Raw genomic sequence first — 17,758 nt, 5'->3', positions numbered from 1 at the left:
GTGGCGCCACCGGTTCCCGGGCCTCCCCAGACGGGGGCGCAGCGCTGGTTTCAGGAGCGCCCGTCCGACTACCCGTGGGAACAGGACGGCCTCGAGCACGTCAAACGCCTCATGCCCCAGGCCGAGCCGTTCCGAGCCTGGGCGACGTTCTCGTTCACCGCGCAGTCCGGCCGCATCCACGAGTGCGACCTGCTCGTCGCCGTCCCCGGCGGCCTCTACCTGGTGGAGCTGAAGGCTCATCCGGGTCGTGTCGTCAACCAGGGCGATGAATGGCTGTTCTACGAGCAGGGTCGCGAGTGGCCTCGCACGCTGCGCAACCCGCTGCACTTCACCGACCTGAAGTGCAAGGAGCTCAAGCAGCGCCTGGAGTGGGCGGCCAAGCGGAAGGGGATGCGCAACCTGCGCATCCCGCGCGTCCAACCGGCGATCTTCCTGACCCACCGCGGCCTGGAGTCGCACCTCGACGACGTCCAGCGGACCCGCGTCTACGGGCGCGACGAGGACTCGACCGGCCTGGACTGGATCTGGCGGGACCTGTTGTCTACGCCGCCGCAGCGGGAGGGCTGGCGGGTCGACACAGCGTTCTCCCGCGACGTCCTGCCCGGCCTCCTCTCCGAGATCGGGATCCGGGCGGCGACCGCCCACCTGCGCTTCGGCGACGACTGGCAGCTCGACCAGTCCGTGCTGGATGCGGGCCCGGCGTGGGAGGACCGGCTCGCGACGAGGTCCGGGTTCGTCACCGAGTCCGGCCGGGTGCGGATCTACCTGACCGAGGAGCAGGCGGGCGAGGAGCGCCGTGCCCAGGTGGAACGGGCGGCACGCCGCGAGTACCAGGTGCTGCAGGGCATCACCCACCGCGGGATCGCGCAGCCGGTCCTGATCCGCGAGCACCAGGGCCGCCCGGCGATCCTGTTCCGCCACGATGCCGCCGACCTTCGCCTCGATTCGTACCTGACGCTGCACGCGGCTCGACTGACGCCGGAGGTCAGGCTCGACCTCGTCCGCCAGCTCGCCGAGGCCGTCCGCTACGCGCACAGCAGGTCGCTCTACCACCGGGCACTGGCCGCCCGCTCGGTCTACGTCTCCGCGCGACCCGACGGACGTGCACCGGTCCTGCGGGTCATCGACTGGCAGACCGCGGCGCGGGACTTCGACGCCGGTGTCAGCTCGTCGATCGGCGTCTCGTCCCTGGGCGACGACGTCGTCGCGGACTCCGCCGGCCCGTACCTGGCGCCGGAGTTCGACACCCCGTACCCGGATCCGGCCGACCTGGACCTGTTCGGACTCGGCGCGATCTCCTACCTCATCCTCACCGGGCGCCCGCCCGCGACGGACCGTCCGACGATGGTCGAGCGCGTCCGCACCGACAGTGGGCTGCACCTGCACGGTGTCGACGGCACGCTCCCTCAGCCGCTCGACGACCTCGTCTTCGCGGCCACCCGGTCGAGCGTGGACGAGCGCCTCGAGTCGGCGGAGAAGTTCCTGCTCGGCCTCGACCGGACCGAGCGGGATTCGGCCCAGCCGGCCCAGCCGCGGGTCGATCCGCTGACGGCGACGGCAGGGCAACGCGTCGACGACGAGTGGACCGTCGAGCGGATCCTGGGGACCGGCTCGTCGTCACGGGCGCTGCTGGTGCAGCGGGTCCGCGAGTCCGACGACGGCGAGGAGCAGCGGGAGTACCGCGTCCTGAAGGTCGCGCTCGACGAGGAGAAGGCGGTCAGCCTGCGCTCCGAGGCGGAGATCCTCGACCGGGTCGGCGGCGCACAGATCGTGCGCAAGCTCGGCGGGCCACGCACCCTGGCCGACCGGACCGTGATCGACCTGCAGTACGCGGGCGGCAGCGACCTCGACGGCGGCACACTCGGCACGCTGCTGCGCTCCGAGGGCCGGCTCAGCTACCACGACCTCGAACGGTTCGGCCGTGACCTGTTCTCCGCACTCGACATCCTGGCGGGCGAAGGCGTCCGGCACCGCGACATCAAACCCGACAACCTCGCGATCTTCCGGCGCGCCGACCGGTCGCGACAGCTCATGCTGCTCGACTTCTCGCTGGCCGCGGCAGCGGAGTCCGAAGTCGGCGTCGGCACCCGCGGCTACCTCGACCCCTTCCTCGGATCGCTGCGCAGGCCGCTGTTCGACGACCACGCCGAACGCTACGCGGCCGCCGTCACGCTGCACGAGATGGCCTCGAAGCAGAAGCCGGAATGGGGCGACGGGCTCACCGACCCGCGCACGACGTCGGATGAGACACCGGCGCTCGCCTCGGACCAGTTCGACCCGGCCCTGAAGGACGGGCTGATCGCCTTCTTCCGGCGCGCTTTCCATCGCGACGTCGGCCGCCGCTTCGACACCCTCAAGCAGATGGACGACGCCTGGCGCGCCGTCTTCACCACCGCCGACCAGCGGGTCCCGGTCGAGGGCGACTCCCCGGAAGCGCCGGAGGCCGTCCGCGAGACGCTCGCGGCCGAGGCCGGGCTGGACACCACCCTGGAGCAGGCCGGCCTCAGCCCGCGGGCGGTGTCGGTCGCGGCCGGCTACGCGGCCGGGACGGTCGGTGAGCTGCTGAAGGTCCGCACCACTGAGCTGGCCCGCGCCCGCGGCGCCGGTGCCGCGGTCCGCAAGGAGCTCATCCGGCGGCACAAGCAGTGGGCTCCGCTGTTGCGGGTCCCGGAGCCCGAGCCGGACGTCGCTGACGGCGCACGCCTGTCGGTCGAGGGACTGGTGGCGGTCCTGACCCGCCGTGCCGGCACCCGGCCTACCAAGCGTGACGCCGTCGTTCGGCTGACCCTCGGACTCGACCCAGCGCTGCCGGAGTGGCCGACCCAGACCGCGATCGCCAAGGCGGCATCGACGACCCAGCCGACGGTGTCGAGGACCCAGCAGGCGCTCTTCGAGGAGTGGGCAGAGTCGCCGCACGTGGCGGACGTCCGGGAGATCCTCGTCGACGCGCTGGCCGGCGCAGGACGGGTTATGACGACGGCCGAGCTCGCGACCGTCGTCCGCGCCCGCCTGGGGTCCACCTCGGCCGACGGTCAGACCGCGGCGCTCGGCGTCGTGCGGGCCGCCGCCGAGGCCGAGATCTGGGCGGGGGAGCACGCCGAGAGCGAGGACGCCGACCCCCGGCTGGCGGTCCTGCGCCATGGCGGCCGGGTCCTGCTCGCACTGGAGTCCCTCGCCGGGGCCGACGACCCGAGCCCGTCGGAGCTCGGCGACCTCGCCGCGGCGCTCGGCGCCGCCGCCGACGAGCTCGCGGTCGAGGAGCCGCTGCCCGGACGGAACGCCGTTCTGAACCGGCTCCGTGAGGTCCCGACCCCCGAAGGAATGGTCGCGCTGCCGGATGCCCGGCTCGTCTCCCTGGCCTCGGCGGCGTCGAAGGACGCGCTGATCTCGCCGAACGGCGAACTGTACCCCCGCAGCCTCGACCTGGTGCCGGCGCTGCGGATCTCGCAGGCGGCCGCGGGCGTCCGGCGTAAGGACCCGGGAGCCCGGTTCGCGACCGGCATCACCACCGACGCGCTGCTCGCCCGGGTCCGGGCCCGGTTCCCCGGGATCCGGCTCCACGAAGACATCACCTACGTGCAGATGGAGGAGGCCCTGCAGAAGGCCGGGTTCCTCCTGACGTACGACACCCGGGACCGTCGCTTCTACCCGGAGGCACCGCCCGCGCCGCTCGCGTCATCGACGTCGCTGCCGCTCCGGCTACCGGGAGCGATGGCCCGTGACGGGATCCGTCGCCAGCTCGACCGTTCCGCGGAACGCGGAGGGTTCGTCGCGCTCACCCTGCGCGGCCGGGACCTCCCCGGCACCGCCGACGCCCTCACCGAGACCTTCCAGCTGCAACCGGTCGATGTCGGTGCGACCTTCCTCGCCGAGCTGCGGACGATCGCCGGTGAGCGCGGCCGAGACTGGTCGGCGGTGCTCAAGAGCGACCTCAAGTTCACCGAGAGCGCGCAGATGTCGCGCGGGCTCGACTCGTGGGTGCGCTTCGCCTGGGAGCGGGTGGGCGAACGGATCGACGCCGCGTGTGCCCCGGACACCCTGCTGTTCCTGCACGACGCCGGCCTGCTCGCCCGCTACGCCGAGTCCGGCGGCCGGGAGCTGCTGGTGCGGCTCCAGGCGGCGGGGCGCAGCCCGAACCGGGCACCGCACGGGGTGTGGTTGCTGTGCCCGGGGGACTCCGCGGTCGGGGCACCGCAGCTGGACGGCATGGTCGTCGAGGTGATCGACGAGTCCGAACGCGTCGTGCTGGACCGCGACTGGCTCAAGGAGCTACGCACACCGGCCGAGAACATCGCGTGAGCACGAGCACGGAAGCAGGAATCATGACGAGCACCGAGTCGGCCGCGACGACCGCGGCCCTGGTCAAGGACCTGCGAAAGCTTGCGCTGGACCTGGAGAAGGACCTCAAGGTCCGGGCCCGCGACGACGCTGAGATCGCCGCGCGGTTGACCGTGGAGTACGAGGCCGCGCGTTCCGCGGAACGCACCGCGGCGAGCTACACGGAGTGGCTCGGCGGCCGGGTCACCCAGGCCGCGGCGGCGTGGGTGCTGAGTACCGTCTTCGTGCGGTACTGCGAGGACAACGGCCTGATCGACCGGCGGTTCCTTGCCGGGCCGGCCGAACACCTCGGCGAGGCCGAGGACTACCAGGGCAAGTTCGTCACCGAGAACCCCACGCTCAACAATCGGGACTGGCTCGAGGCGGCGTTCCGCCACATCTCGGACGCGCACCCGACTGGGGCCGGCCTGTTCGACGCCACGCACAACCCGCTGTGGGACATCACGATCTCCTATGAGGCGGCGAACGATCTCATCGCCTTCTGGCGACGCCGCGACGACAGCGGCGCGATCCGCTACGACTTCACCGGGTGGGACACCCGGTTCCTCGGTGACCTCTACCAGGATCTGTCCGAGGCGGCGCGGAAGACCTACGCGCTGTTGCAGACCCCGGAGTTCGTCGAGGAGTTCATCCTCGACCTGACCCTCGACCCGGCGATCGAGGAGTTTGGGCTCGACGGGCTGCGGACGATCGATCCGGCCTCGGGGTCCGGGCACTTCCTGCTCGGGTTGTTCCGGCGGATCCTGGCCAAGTGGCGTGAGCAGGAGCCGGGGACCGACGACTGGACGTTGATCCGCCGGTCGATGGAGTCGGTGCACGGGTGCGACAAAAACCCGTTCGCGACGTCGATCGCCCGATTCCGGCTGCTCGTCGCCGCGCTCGACGCGGCGGGGGAGCGGCGGCTTGCCCACGCTGAAACCTTCCCGATCAACGTCGCAGTTGGGGACTCGCTGCTGCACGGTCGCGGTGTTGCTGGCAAGCAGGGTGAGCTGTTCGAGACCGATGGGCCTCATACCTACTCGATCGAGGACGTCAGCGACTTCGCTGATAAGGACCTGCTCGGGCGGTCGAGTTACCACGTAGTGGTCGGGAACCCGCCCTACATCATGGTCGCGGACGCCCGTGAGAGCGATCTATATCGTGATCGGTACCCGGCGTGTCGCCGTCGGTATGCACTCTCAGTTCCGTTCGCCGAGCGACTCTTCCAGCTCGGGCTACGAACCCACGGCTCGGATAGCCGAGCCGGATTCGTTGGGCAGATCACCGCCAACTCCTTCATGAAGCGCGAGTTCGGCCGTGGTCTGATCGAAGGGCTCTTCCCGGACATCCAGCTCACGCACGTGATCGATACCTCTGGTGCGTACATCCCAGGGCACGGGACGCCGACTGTCGTCCTCGTCGGACGAAACCACGTCGGACGGGACGATGTTCCGGTCCGATCTGTTCTCGGCATTCGGGGGGAACCGAGCCAGCCGGCCGATCCGTCACAAGGTCTTGTGTGGTTAGCAATCACATCGCAGATCGATAGGCCGGGGACTGAGTCTGGGTGGGTGTCATCGCTCGACTTGCCGCGTAGCTCTTTCCGTGTCTTTCCGTGGAGTCTCGCGGGTGGCGGTGCAGGTCAGGTGTTCAAAGAAATCGAGTCGGGTAGCAGCCGCCGACTCGACGATCAGATGGATGTGATCGGCCGTACCACACATACGGGGCTGGACGATGCGTACTACCGCCCCTCTGGTTCGGGCGCGACGTACGGAATAGATTCGTACTGCGTGCCGGTGGTTCCCGGCGACGAGGTCCGCGACTACCGAATTGATCTGACTACGGAGACGGTCTTCCCCTACGACTCGGACGGAATTGCTTCTAGCCCGACTGAGCTGCTCAGTCGGTACTTCTGGACTCTACGAACGCCGCTGCTGGAGCGAGTCGACTTTGGGCGACGTCCGACAGAGCGCGGGCTCCGGTGGTTCGACCACAGCATGTTCTTCGGTGGGCGATTCCGTGTGCCGCATTCGATCGGCTTCGCGTTCGTCGCGACACACAATCACTTCGTCCTGGACCGCGGCGGGAAGGTCTTCAACCGAACTGCGCCGGTGATCAAGCTGCCGGCGGGGGCGAGTGAGGACGACCACCTGGCGCTGCTCGGGGTGCTCAACTCATCGGCGGCGTGCTTCTGGCTGAAGCAGGTTTGCCACGACAAGGGCGGCGGCGGTATCGGCGGCGGGATCGCGAGCGAGGCGTGGGAGCAGTTCTACGAGTTCACCGGCACCAAACTCCAGGACTTCCCGCTCCCGGCCGACCTACCCCTCGAACTCGGCCGCACCCTCGACGCCAATGCCCAGCGCCTCGCCGACCAGGAACCGTCGGCGGTCTGCGAGCGGGGGACCCCGACCCGCGCCACCCTCGACATAGCTCGCGCCGAACACTCCCGCATCCGCCAGCGCATGATCGCGCTCCAGGAGGAGCTCGACTGGGAGGTTTATCGCTCCTATGGACTTCTGACCGATGCCGAAGCGAAGGCGGTCTGCAGCCCGGACCCTGAGCCGCTCGCGTTAGGTGAGCGCGCCTTCGAGATCCTCCTCGCCCGACTGGTGAAGACCGGAGTGACCGAGACGGCGTGGTTCGAGCGGCATCGGTCGACGATGGTCACCGAGCCGCCGCCGCACTGGTCCGATGAGTATCGCGAGGTCGTGCACGCCCGTATGGAGCTCATCGGTCGCCGTCGCGATCTTGCGCTCATCGAGCGTCCCGAGTGCAAGCGCCGCTGGGCGTCCGACCGGTGGGAGAAGAAGGAAGCCACGGCGCTACGGACCTGGCTGCTGGACCGCTGCGAGGACCGCAGCCTCTGGTACGCGATGCGCGATGGGATCGAGCAGCCGCGCGCGCTGACCGTCAGTCAGCTCGCCGACCGGTTTCCGCCGGACGCCGACATCCACGCCGTCGCCGCGCTGTACGCCGAGGACCACCTCGACCGGCGCGACATGACGCTCGCGCAGGTTCTCGAACAGGTCGTCGCCGATGAGCACGTCCCCTACCTCGCCGCGATGCGCTACAAGGACTCCGGCCTGGAGAAGCGCGCCGAGTGGGAGCGCACCTGGGAGGGCCAGCGCGAGGAGGACCGGACGGGCACGAACCTGAACCTGCTCGTCCCGCCGAAGTACAAGCCCGCCGACTTCCGCAAGAACAGCTACTGGAGCCACCGCGGCAAGCTCGACGTGCCCAAGGAGCGGTTCGTCTCCTACCTCGGCGCGAGCCCGGACGCCGATCCGACGCTGCTGCTCGGCTGGGCGGGCTGGGACCACAAGGACCAGGCACAGGCGCTGGTCAACCTGGTCAACGACCGCACTACCCAGGCCGGCTGGGATACCGAGAAGGTCACGCCGCTGCTGGCCGGGCTGGCCGAGCTGATGCCCTGGGTGCACCAGTGGCACGGTGAGTACGACCCGGAGTGGGACGGCACGCCCGCCGAGGAGTACCAGACGTTCCTCGACCAGCAGCGCGCCGACCGCCGGCTGACCGAGCAGGCGTTGCGGGGCTGGCGTCCCGCCGCCCCGACCCGCGGACGCCGACCGAGGAGCACCTCGTGACCGACACCTACCTGCGCGACGTCCTGGACCTGCCGGAGTCCGTGCACGCCGGCGACTTCAAGATCGAGCTGACCGGTGGGTTCACCGAGGAGCAGACCGCCGCCCGGGTCCGCGAGTACGTCGTCACCCCGCAGCTCGGCACCGCGTTCGACGACGCGCTCGGCGTCGTCCGTGCCGGGGTCCGCAACGGCAACTCCTACGCCGCCTACCTGCACGGCTCGTTCGGCTCCGGCAAGAGCCACTTCCTCACCGTGCTGCACGCCGTGCTCAACAACGACCCGGTCGCGCGGGGCAAGCCCAGCCTGCAGCCGATCATCGCGAAGCATGACGAGTGGCTGCAGGACCGCCGCTTTCTGATGGTGCCCTACCACCTCATCGGCGCGGCCGACCTCGACTCGGCGCTGCTCGGCGGCTACGTCGCGACCGTGCGCCACCTGCACCCCGACGCCCCCGTGCCCGCGGTCTTCCGCTCCGACGCCATGCTCGCCGACGCCGCGACCATGCGGACCCGCCTCGGCGACGACGCGTTCATCGGCCTGCTCGTCGACACCGCGACGAGCGTGGACGACGACGAGGGCGATCTCGACGTGATCGGCGAAGAACCGGGTGGGGGCTGGACCTCGGCAGGTCTCGACGAGGCGTTCGCCGCCCCAGCCGGGTCGCTCAAACGGCGGGCGCTGGAGTCCGCGCTGCTGACCGGACCGATGTCGTCCTACAGCCGTGGCGCGACCGGCGACGCCGCCGCGTTCCTCCCACTGGAGAACGGGCTCGCCGTGATCTCCGAGCACGCGAAGTCGCTCGGCTACGCCGGCGTGGTGCTCTTCCTCGACGAGCTGATCCTCTGGTTGCAGGCGCACATGACGGACCAGAAGTTCGTCAACACCCAGGTCAGCAAGCTCGTCAAGCTCATCGAGTCCGGCGTCGCCGACCGCGCGGTGCCGATCATCTCTTTCATCTCCCGCCAGCGGGATCTGTCGAAGCTCGTCGGCGAGGACGTGACCGGCGCCGCGGTGAAGAACCTCGAGACGCAGGTCGAGTACCTCGCCGAGCGGTTCGACGTCGTGTCCCTGGAGGACTCGAACCTGCCCGCGATCGTGCGTGAGCGGGTCCTCAAACCCCGCGTCGGCAAGGAGTACCTGCTCGACGAGGCGTTCGCCTCCATCGAGACCAGCCGGGCCGGGGACCGCGAGGTGCTGCTCGACGCCACCGGCGTCACCGAGGCGAGCTGGGAGGACTTCAAGCGCGTCTATCCGCTCTCGCCGGCCCTGTTGAACGTGCTCGTCGTGCTCGCCGGAGCCCTGCAGCGCGAGCGCACCGGCCTGAAGCTGCTGCAGGAGATGCTGCACCGCCGCCGCGACGACATGAAGGTCGGGCAGCTCATCCCGCTCGGCGACCTGTGGGACGTGCTCACCGACGGCACCGGCGCCGCGTTCACCACCACGCTGCGACGCGAGGCCGAGGCGGGCAAGCGGTTCCACGACAAGGCCCGCACCCACCTGCTCGGGCTCTACGGCTCCGAGGACGATCCGCGCTTCGTCGCCGCCGACCGGTTCGTCAAGACGCTGCTGCTCGCTTCGCTGGCCCGCGAGGTCCCCGCGCTCCAGCGGCTCACCGGGGCCCGGCTCGCAGCGCTCAACCTCGGGTCCATTCGGTCCCGCACGGTCGAACCCGGCCAGGTCGTGGTCACTCGGCTGCGCGAGTTGCAGGCCGAGTTCGGCGAGCTGCGCAGTGAGGGGGAGAAGGACCCGGTCTTCGCACTGCATCTGTCCGATCTCGACGTCGAACCGCTGCTCGACGCCGTCGGCGAGCAGGACAACGTCGGCGCCCGCCGGATCTGGATCAAGGACCGGTTGTGGTCCGCGCTGCGCATCCCGGACCAGCAGTCCTTCGTCTCGGAGCGCGAACACGTCTGGCGCGGCACGAGGCGCACCGTCGAGTTCGTGTTCGGCAACGTCCGTGACACCGTCGACATGCCCGAGCCGCAGTTCCGGCCCGGCGTCGACGGCCGGGTCCGGTTCGTCTTCGACTACCCCTTCGACGACGCCGACCACTTCCCGTCCAGCGACATCCAGCGTGTCGACAGCCTGCGCCGCGCGGGGGTGGAAGGCGCGACCCTGGTGTGGGTCCCGCACTTTCTCACCGAGCAGCGCACTGCCCAGCTCGGACGGCTCATCAAGATCAATTTCTTGCTGGACAAGAATCGGCTCGACGAGTACGCGGTGCATCTGTCCGGCGACGACCGGGCCCGGGTGCGGGTCCAGCTGCAGGCCCAGCGGGACAACCTGACCTCGCAGCTCACCGCGGCGCTGGACCAGGCCTACGGGATCGCGAAGGCGGACACCACCAGCGTCCGCACCGACCTCGACGACGGTGTCGTCAGCACATTGTCGCTGCTGCCCGGCCACAGCCCACGCCTCGCCGGGGGTGCGTCGCTCGAGCACAACGTCGCGACACTGGCCGACGGTCTGTTCGCCACGCTGTACCCCCAGCACCCGGACTTCGACCCCTCCGGTAACCGCAAGGCCCTCACCCTCGGGGAGCTGCGCACGGTCCTGCGGTGGATCACCGCCGCGACCGAGAACGGCGACCGAAGGGTGGAGGTCACCAGCAAGGACCTGCAGCTCGTGCGGCGGGTCGTGCACGGGTTGAAGCTCGGCGAGGTCACCGACGGGCCGCTCTACCTGCATGTGGAGTGGAAGCAGCAGGTCGAGAAGCACGCTGCGGCCCACGGGGTGACCGGTGACTTCCCAGTCGACGAGATGCGCCGCTGGGTCGCCGAGCTCGTCGGGCCCGGTCTGGATCGCCCGGTGGCGAACCTGATGATCGCTACCTACGCGCTGCTGGCCGACCGGGCGTGGGTGCACCACGGTGTCCCCGCGGAGGCTCCGGACCTCGACCGGATGGGTGCCGGGGACGCGCTGCGGGCGCAGGAGCTGCCGAGCGCCGACGAGTTCGCCGCGGCGCGGTCCCGCGCCGCGGCCCTGTTCGGGATCACCGTGCCCGAGCCGCTGTTCGCCCGGAACGTCCAGCAGTTGGCGACGAGGACCCAGCAGAAGATCGCCGAGCTGGAGAACGACGTCGTGGCTGTCTGGCAGGCCCTCGACCGGCACGCAGGCGATCTCGGGGTGAGCACGACGGCGAACCGTCTGCGGACCACCCGCGCAGCCGCCGACGCGCTCGCGCGGCTGTCCGGCACGACGGACGCGACCGCCTTCGCTCGAGCCCTCGCCGACGACACCGGCCAGCAGATGTCGGACCAGGTGCTCGGCGCCGCGATCGTGTCCGCGCCCTCGGTGCGGCGGGCCCTCGACGGTGTCCAGTGGCAGCTGCTGTCGTCGGCCCGCAACCTGGGCCGGCATCCGGAGGTCGGGGAGCGAGCGGCGCGGCTGGCAGCCCAGGTCGCCGACGGGGCCGCAGCCGAGCAGTTCGAGACCGACCTCGCCGCTCTCCTGGGTCGGGCGAACGGCGAAGCGATCGGCATCGTGTCCGATGCGACGGATGACCGGCCGCCGCCACCTCCCCCGCCGTTGCCACCGCTCCCGCCGCCCGGGCCCCGCCCGGAGCGCCGCGAGATCACCGCGACGGATCTTCCCGCGGTGATCTCGGAGATCCAACGCGTGGTCCAGGCGGATCCAGCCGCCCGCTACGAGATCACCTGGCGGGCGCTCGACGGGGAGACCGAGTGACCCCACCGGAGGTCGACGACCGCACCGTCGGGCAGCTCCTGCGCAGCTACCTGCCGCTGGAGCCATATCGCCGCCTCGTCCTCGTGCACGGCCGGTACGCGCCGACCGCGCAGCAGCGGTTCACCGTCGACGTCGACGGCACCGACCACGACGTCACCGTCACCGACGCACACTCCGTCCTCGGCGTGCTCGGTGCCTGGCAGGAGCACCGCGAGTCCGCGAAAGAGGGCGCGGTGCTGGTGGTGACCACCGGCGTGCCCGACGACCGGCTCGGCTGGGATCTGCGCGGCCACGCCCTGCGGCGGACGACCCTCACGGTGGACCGGGCCGAGATCGTCGCCCAGCGATTCGGGGCGACGGAGGTCGAGCCGCGGATCCGTAAGGAGCCGTGGCTGCTCGAGGCGCTGCTCGACGCCGAACCGTCCGAGGGCTGGTCGCGCACCGGACCGGTCCTCACCCACGAGTCCGCCGTCCGGGCCCTGCTCGCCGTCCGGTTCGGACTCGTCGATGACTCACCGGACGCCGGGGCCCTGCTGGAATGGGCGCAGTCCGCGGGAGGACCTGCCCGTTTCCTCGACCTCCCCTCGGCAGAGCAGGACGGCTTGACCCGCCGGCTCGTCGACACCGTCGGACCGTTCGCCGTGGTGTTCACCGCGCTCGTCCGGGAAGGTCGGGCGCGCGACATCCTGCCGATCGGCGTGCTGATCTCCCTCCTCGACGAGGCCGAGGTACCCACCGACGTCGCACTGGCCGTCGGCGGGCTCCTGCAGAACGTGAAGGCCGACGCGGCAAGCCGGCACGCCTTCGTCGTCGCCGTGCAGGGGACGCTCGAACGCTGGATCGTTCAGGCCGAGGACGGTGGGTTGCGGGGGGAGGACGCCCGACGGCGGGTGCTCGACGTCCTCGAACGCGCCGACCGGATCGCGACCGAACGTGGAGTCGAGGCTTCCGACCACCCGTTCCTGCCATCAGGGTTCCGCGGGCGCCTCCGCGCGGTCGCGACCGCGCTGACCGCGCAGGTGGACGGCACCACGATCCAGGTCGCCGAGGGAGCGCTCGACCGGCTGCGGGAGCACCGGGTGACCCGGTTGCACCCCGAGCGACTCGCCGCCGCGACGATGGCGGTCCGCCTGATGCGCTGGCTCGCCACCACCCCCGATCCTGCGTCCGGTGTCGCCGGCGCCGTTGCCGGACACGTCCGCACCGGCGGATGGGTCGACAGGGCGCTCACAGCGGTCTGGGCGGGGGAGAACACCGCCGAGCAGGCGGTCGGCCACGCTTTCGGGCTCGTCCACGACGCGGCCCGGCGCCGACGCGACGACCTCGACGAGCACTTCGCCGTCCGGCTCCGCCACTGGACCGAGCACGCCGCGGCCACTGCGCCCGGCGGAGCCCTGCTGGTGGAGCAGGTCCTCGACGAGGTGGTGGCACCGCTCGCGGCGGAGACCGGCGCTCCGTTGGTGATCGTCGTCGACGGGATGAGCGCCGCCGTCGCCGTCGAGCTGGGGGAACAGCTCCTCGACCGCGGCTGGACCGAGACCGCCCGCAACGCCGGCGGCCGCGAGGCGGCGGTCGCTGTGATCCCCTCGGTCACGCGGCTGTCCCGCGCCAGTCTGCTCACCGGTGTCGCCGCCGCGGGGGACCAGGCCGGTGAGCGTGACGGGTTCGCCGCGTTGTGGAAGCGCCACGGTCGCGAGGCCGAGCTCATGCACAAGTCCGACATCGCGGGAGCCGCCGGTCGACGACTCTCCGAACGGCTCGTCACCGCTCTCGCCGACCCGGACCGGGTCGTCGGCGTCGTGCTGAACACCGTCGACGACGCGCTCGACCACGGCCGAGAGGGCGACCGCACCGGCTGGCGGCTGCACGACATCACCTATCTGCCGGACCTGCTCGACGCGGCCCGCAGCTACGGCCGCCCGGTCGTGCTGGTCTCCGACCACGGCCACGTCCTGGAACGGTCGACCGACTCGGCGAAGTCCGGCGGCCCGACACAGGCACCGTCCGCCCGCTGGCGCACCGGAACCCCGGCCGAGGGCGAGATCGAGCTGCGCGGCCCCCGCGTCCTCGAGGGCGACGGCCGCGTGATCGTCCCGTGGCGCGAGGACATCCGCTACACCAACCGACGCGCCGGCTACCACGGCGGCGCCTCACTCGCCGAGATGACCGTGCCCGTCCTCGTCTTCACACCCGGACCGGACGCGGTACCGATGGGCTGGTTCGTGCTCAGCCCCGAGCTGACCCGACCGGCCTGGTGGAGCAGCCGGCCGTCGCCCGTCGTGCCGCCGGCGCCCGCGCCGCCGCGGAAGAAGCCGGCCCGCGCGAAGAAGGTGGACGACACCGACGGGCTGTTCGACCTCCCCCCGGGCCCCGCCGACGACGCTCCGGCACCCGCACCGCGCACGACGACGCTCGGAGCCCGGGTGATCCGGTCGGCGCCGTTCGTCGCGCAGCGCAAGCTCCTGCGCCGTGCACCGGAACCCGAGGGAGTCGCCAGACTGCTCGACGCACTCAACGACGGTGGCGGCGAGCTGAGCGCCGCCGCGGCGGTCACGATGCTGGGGCGGACCGGGCGTGAACCCGGACCGGTGATCGCCCACCTGCAACGACTGCTCAACCTGGAGGGCTACCAGGTGATCTCCTTCGACGGCCGGACCGTGCGACTCGACGTCGACGTCCTCAGCCTGCAGTTCGGGCTGGACCGCACGTGACGGGCCCGGTCAGCGAAGCTCGCCGCAGGGACGTCATCGATGCGCTGCGGCGGGGCACCGTACCCGCCGCCGGTCTCGACCTGCTCGCCGTCGGGCTGGACCGGTTCTCCGACGCGATGGACGACGACATCCGGACCGCCGCCCGCGGCGGGGCCGCCTTCCACGCCGTGCGCGGCGACTACGGCTCCGGGAAGACGTTCTTCGCGCGTTGGCTCGCCGAGCGCGCTAAGCGCGCCGGGCTCGCCACCTCGGAGATCCAGATCTCGGAGGCCGAGACCCCGCTGCACAAGCTGGAGACCGTCTACCGGCGCCTCACCGAGCGGCTCACGACCGGCACGCATCCCCCCTCGGCGCTCCGCGCGGTCATCGACTCGTGGCTCTACACCCTCGAGGAGGAGGTACTCGACGCCGGCGAGGTCGACGAGTCCGACACCGCAGGTCTGGCAGTTGCCGTCGATGGCCTCATGGAGCAGCGGCTCGCCACGGTCGCCCGCACCACCCCGGCGTTCGCCGCGGCGATCCGTGGGTACCGGCAGGCCCAGCAGGCCGGCGACCTCGCCACCGCGGAGGCGCTCATCGCCTGGCTGGGAGGTCAGAAGTCCGTCGCTGCCGCGGCCCGCCGTGCCGCCGGGGTCCGCGGCGACCTCGACCACTTCGGTGCACTCGGTTTCCTGCAAGGGCTGCTCAGTGTGCTCCGCGACTCCGGCTACCCCGGTCTGTTCGTGGTGCTCGACGAGATCGAGACCCTGCAGCGCGTGCGGGGGGACGTACGGGAGAAGGGGCTCAACGCGCTGCGCCAGCTTCTCGACGAGATCGACTCCGGACGATTCCCCGGCCTCTTCCTCATCATCACCGGTACCCCTGCGTTCTTCGACGGACAGCAGGGGGTGAAGCGGCTGCCACCCCTCGACCAGCGTCTCGCCACCGACCTCGCCACCGACCCACGGTTCGACTCCCCACGGGCCGTTCAGCTCCGGCTCACCGGGTTCGACCTGGACCGCCTCTCCGAGCTCGGCCGCGCCGTCCGTGAGCTGTACGCAGGGGCTGCACGCCACCCCGACCGCGTCCGGGAGACGGTCGACGACACCTATCTCGACGAGCTCGCCAGGGCCCTCACCGGCGAGCTCGGTGGGAAGGTCGGCATCGCACCACGGCTGTACCTGCGCAAGCTGGTGCAGGACGTCCTGGACCGGGTCGACGAGCACACCGACTTCGACCCGCGCCGGCACTACGCCCTGACCCTGAACGCGGGCGAGATGACCGACGTCGAGCGCAACGCGGCGCGCCCGGGCAGCGCCGCGGACGTCGCCCTCGACCTCCCGTGAACATCGAGACGCTGGCCCCCGGGCTGGCCCACCACATCGTCAACACCCTCGGCTGGCGCAGCCTCCGCCCGCTGCAGGCCGACGCCATCGACCCGGTCCTGCGCGGCGACGACGCCGTGCTCCTCGCACCCACCGCGGGCGGCAAGACCGAGGCCGCGATGTTCCCGCTGCTCACCGCCATGGAACAGCAGCGCTGGACCGGCACATCGGTCCTCTACGTCTGCCCGCTCAAGGCACTGCTCAACAACCTGCTGCCGCGCCTACAGACCTACGCCGACTGGCTCGGCCGCCGGGTCGAGCTCTGGCACGGCGACGTCACCCCGTCCGCGCGGCAGCGGATCCTGACCGGCCCGCCCGACGTCCTGCTCACCACACCCGAGTCCCTCGAGGCGATGCTGGTCGGCAACCGCGTCGACCACGAGCGGTTCTTCGCCGGACTGCGAGCCGTCGTTGTCGACGAGGTGCACGCCTTCGCCGGCGACGACCGCGGCTGGCACCTCCTCGCCGTCCTGGAACGGCTGACCGGCGTGTGTGGCCGCTCCCTGCAGCGGATCGGGCTGTCGGCAACCGTCGGCAACCCGGCCGAGCTGCTGGAATGGCTGCAGGGCTCCGGACGTGGCACCCGCACCGCGACCGTGGTCGCGCCGCAGATCGGCGGTCCGGCCGCCGAGGCCGACATCGAGCTGGACTACGTCGGATCGGTCGACAACGCCGCCACCGTCCTCGCGGCGCTGCACCGCGGTGAGAAGCGGCTGGTGTTCTGCGACAGCCGGGCGCTGGTGGAGAAGCTCGGCACCGCACTGCGCGAGCGCGGAGTGACGACGTTCCTCTCCCACGCGTCGCTGTCGGTGGACGAACGGCGGCAGGCCGAGGCCGCGTTCGCCGAGGCCCGCGACTGTGTGATCGTCTCGACGTCCACGCTGGAGCTCGGCATCGACGTCGGCGACCTCGACCGGGTCGTCCAGATCAACGCGCCGCGGACCGTCGCGTCGTTCCTGCAGCGGCTCGGCCGGACCGGGCGGCGTCCCGGCACGGCCCGGAACTGTCTGTTCCTGGCCCTCGACAAGAAGTCGCTGCTCTGGGCAGCCGGCCTGTTACGGCTGTGGGGGACCGGCTACGTCGAACCCGTCACCGCGCCGCCCGAACCACGGCACATCGTCGCCCAGCAGTTGCTCGCGCTCTGCCTGCAGGAGAACTCCGTCGGGACCGAGCTCGCGCTCGACGGCTGGAACGGCCTGCATCCGTTCGACCACGGCTCCCGGCCGATCCTCGACCACCTGCTCGCCGACGGGTTCGTCGACCGGGACGGTGAGCTGATGGGCATCGGGCCGGCCGCGGAGAAGCGGTACGGGCGCCGCCACTTCATGGGGATGACCGCGGTGTTCACCTCACCGCCCCAGTTCCGGGTGTTCGAGGGTCGACGTGAGATCGGACTGCTCGATCCCGCGTTGCTGACCGACCAGGTCGAGGGGCCGAGGCTGATCCTGCTCGCCGGGCGGAGCTGGCGGGTGACCTGGGTCGACTGGCCCCGGCAGCGGTGCTTCGTGGAGGCCGACGACCGCGGCGGGCGGGCCCGGTGGAACAGCGGCGGTATCGGCGGAGCGAGTTTCGCGCTCACCCGGTCGGTCCGCGACGTCCTCCTCGGCGACGACCCGCCGGTCCGGCTCAGCGGCCGTGCCGTGGACGTACTCGCCGAGCATCGCGACACCGAGTCCCACACGGTCCATCCCGGAGGGACGCTCGTCGTCCGGGAGGGCTCCGACCTGTACTGGTGGACCTGGGCTGGGTTCCGGACGAACGCGACGCTCGCGTCGACACTGTCGGAGCTGGTCGACGGGACGCAGCGAGTCAACGACGTGTCGATCCGGATCCGCGGGGACGTGACCCGGGAGACGTGGGCGTCGGTGACGAGGGACGCAGGCGAACGGCTCTGCCTGCCCGATGTGGACGTGCGAGCGCTGGAGGGGCTGAAGTTCTCCGATGCCCTACCGAAGCGGCTCGCGGTCGCGACTCTCGCTGCGCGGTTGGCAGACCTCGACGGAGCCGCACAGGTCCTCGCCGAGCCGGTCCGTTTCGCATCGGTCTGAACCCGCGGTACGACCGGTGGCCGCCAT

6 protein-coding genes are annotated in these 17,758 nt (G+C 71.1%); all 6 read left to right on the top strand.

Features of this window, described 5'->3' with window-relative positions; genetic code table 11:
* Genes pglW through ND486_RS16880 form a run of 6 tightly spaced genes read left to right on the top strand, consistent with a single transcriptional unit; the run spans window position 1 to window position 17,731 of the window.
* Entirely contained in the window at window positions 1-4,299 is a 4,299-nt protein-coding gene (pglW, locus tag ND486_RS16905; protein ID WP_251785091.1) for a BREX system serine/threonine kinase PglW, read from the top strand.
* 23 nt (window positions 4,300-4,322) lie between these two features.
* Window positions 4,323-7,922, top strand: a complete 3,600-nt coding sequence (gene pglX / locus ND486_RS16900) for a BREX-2 system adenine-specific DNA-methyltransferase PglX (protein ID WP_251785090.1) — start codon at window positions 4,323-4,325, stop codon at window positions 7,920-7,922.
* Window positions 7,919-11,608 (top strand): PglY protein, encoded by a 3,690-nt coding sequence (locus ND486_RS16895; protein WP_251785089.1) that lies wholly within the window; start codon window positions 7,919-7,921, stop codon window positions 11,606-11,608. Before pglX ends, ND486_RS16895 begins: the two co-directional genes overlap by 4 nt.
* On the top strand, window positions 11,605-14,319 hold the full coding sequence (gene pglZ / locus ND486_RS16890) for a BREX-2 system phosphatase PglZ (protein WP_251785088.1): 2,715 nt from the start codon (window positions 11,605-11,607) through the stop codon (window positions 14,317-14,319). The genes ND486_RS16895 and pglZ overlap by 4 nt, the downstream gene beginning before the upstream one ends.
* Window positions 14,316-15,644, top strand: coding sequence for a BREX system ATP-binding protein BrxD (brxD, locus tag ND486_RS16885; RefSeq protein WP_251785087.1), 1,329 nt, complete (start codon window positions 14,316-14,318; stop codon window positions 15,642-15,644). The genes pglZ and brxD overlap by 4 nt, the downstream gene beginning before the upstream one ends.
* On the top strand, window positions 15,641-17,731 hold the full coding sequence (locus ND486_RS16880; protein ID WP_251785086.1) for a DEAD/DEAH box helicase: 2,091 nt from the start codon (window positions 15,641-15,643) through the stop codon (window positions 17,729-17,731). Before brxD ends, ND486_RS16880 begins: the two co-directional genes overlap by 4 nt.
* Window positions 17,732-17,758: the final 27 nt, after the last annotated feature.

Origin of the sequence: Pseudonocardia sp. DR1-2 (genome assembly GCF_023717215.1) — a bacterium.
Taxonomy (GTDB): domain Bacteria; phylum Actinomycetota; class Actinomycetes; order Mycobacteriales; family Pseudonocardiaceae; genus Pseudonocardia; species Pseudonocardia alni.
The sequence above is the reverse complement of the archived record's forward strand: the minus strand, read 5'-3'. Positions and strand labels throughout refer to the sequence as shown.

Coding starts and splice junctions, on each gene's coding strand:
- pglX (WP_251785090.1), top strand. CDS start 4,323: ATGACGAGCACCGAGTCGGCCGCGACGACCGCGGCCCTGGTCAAGGAC.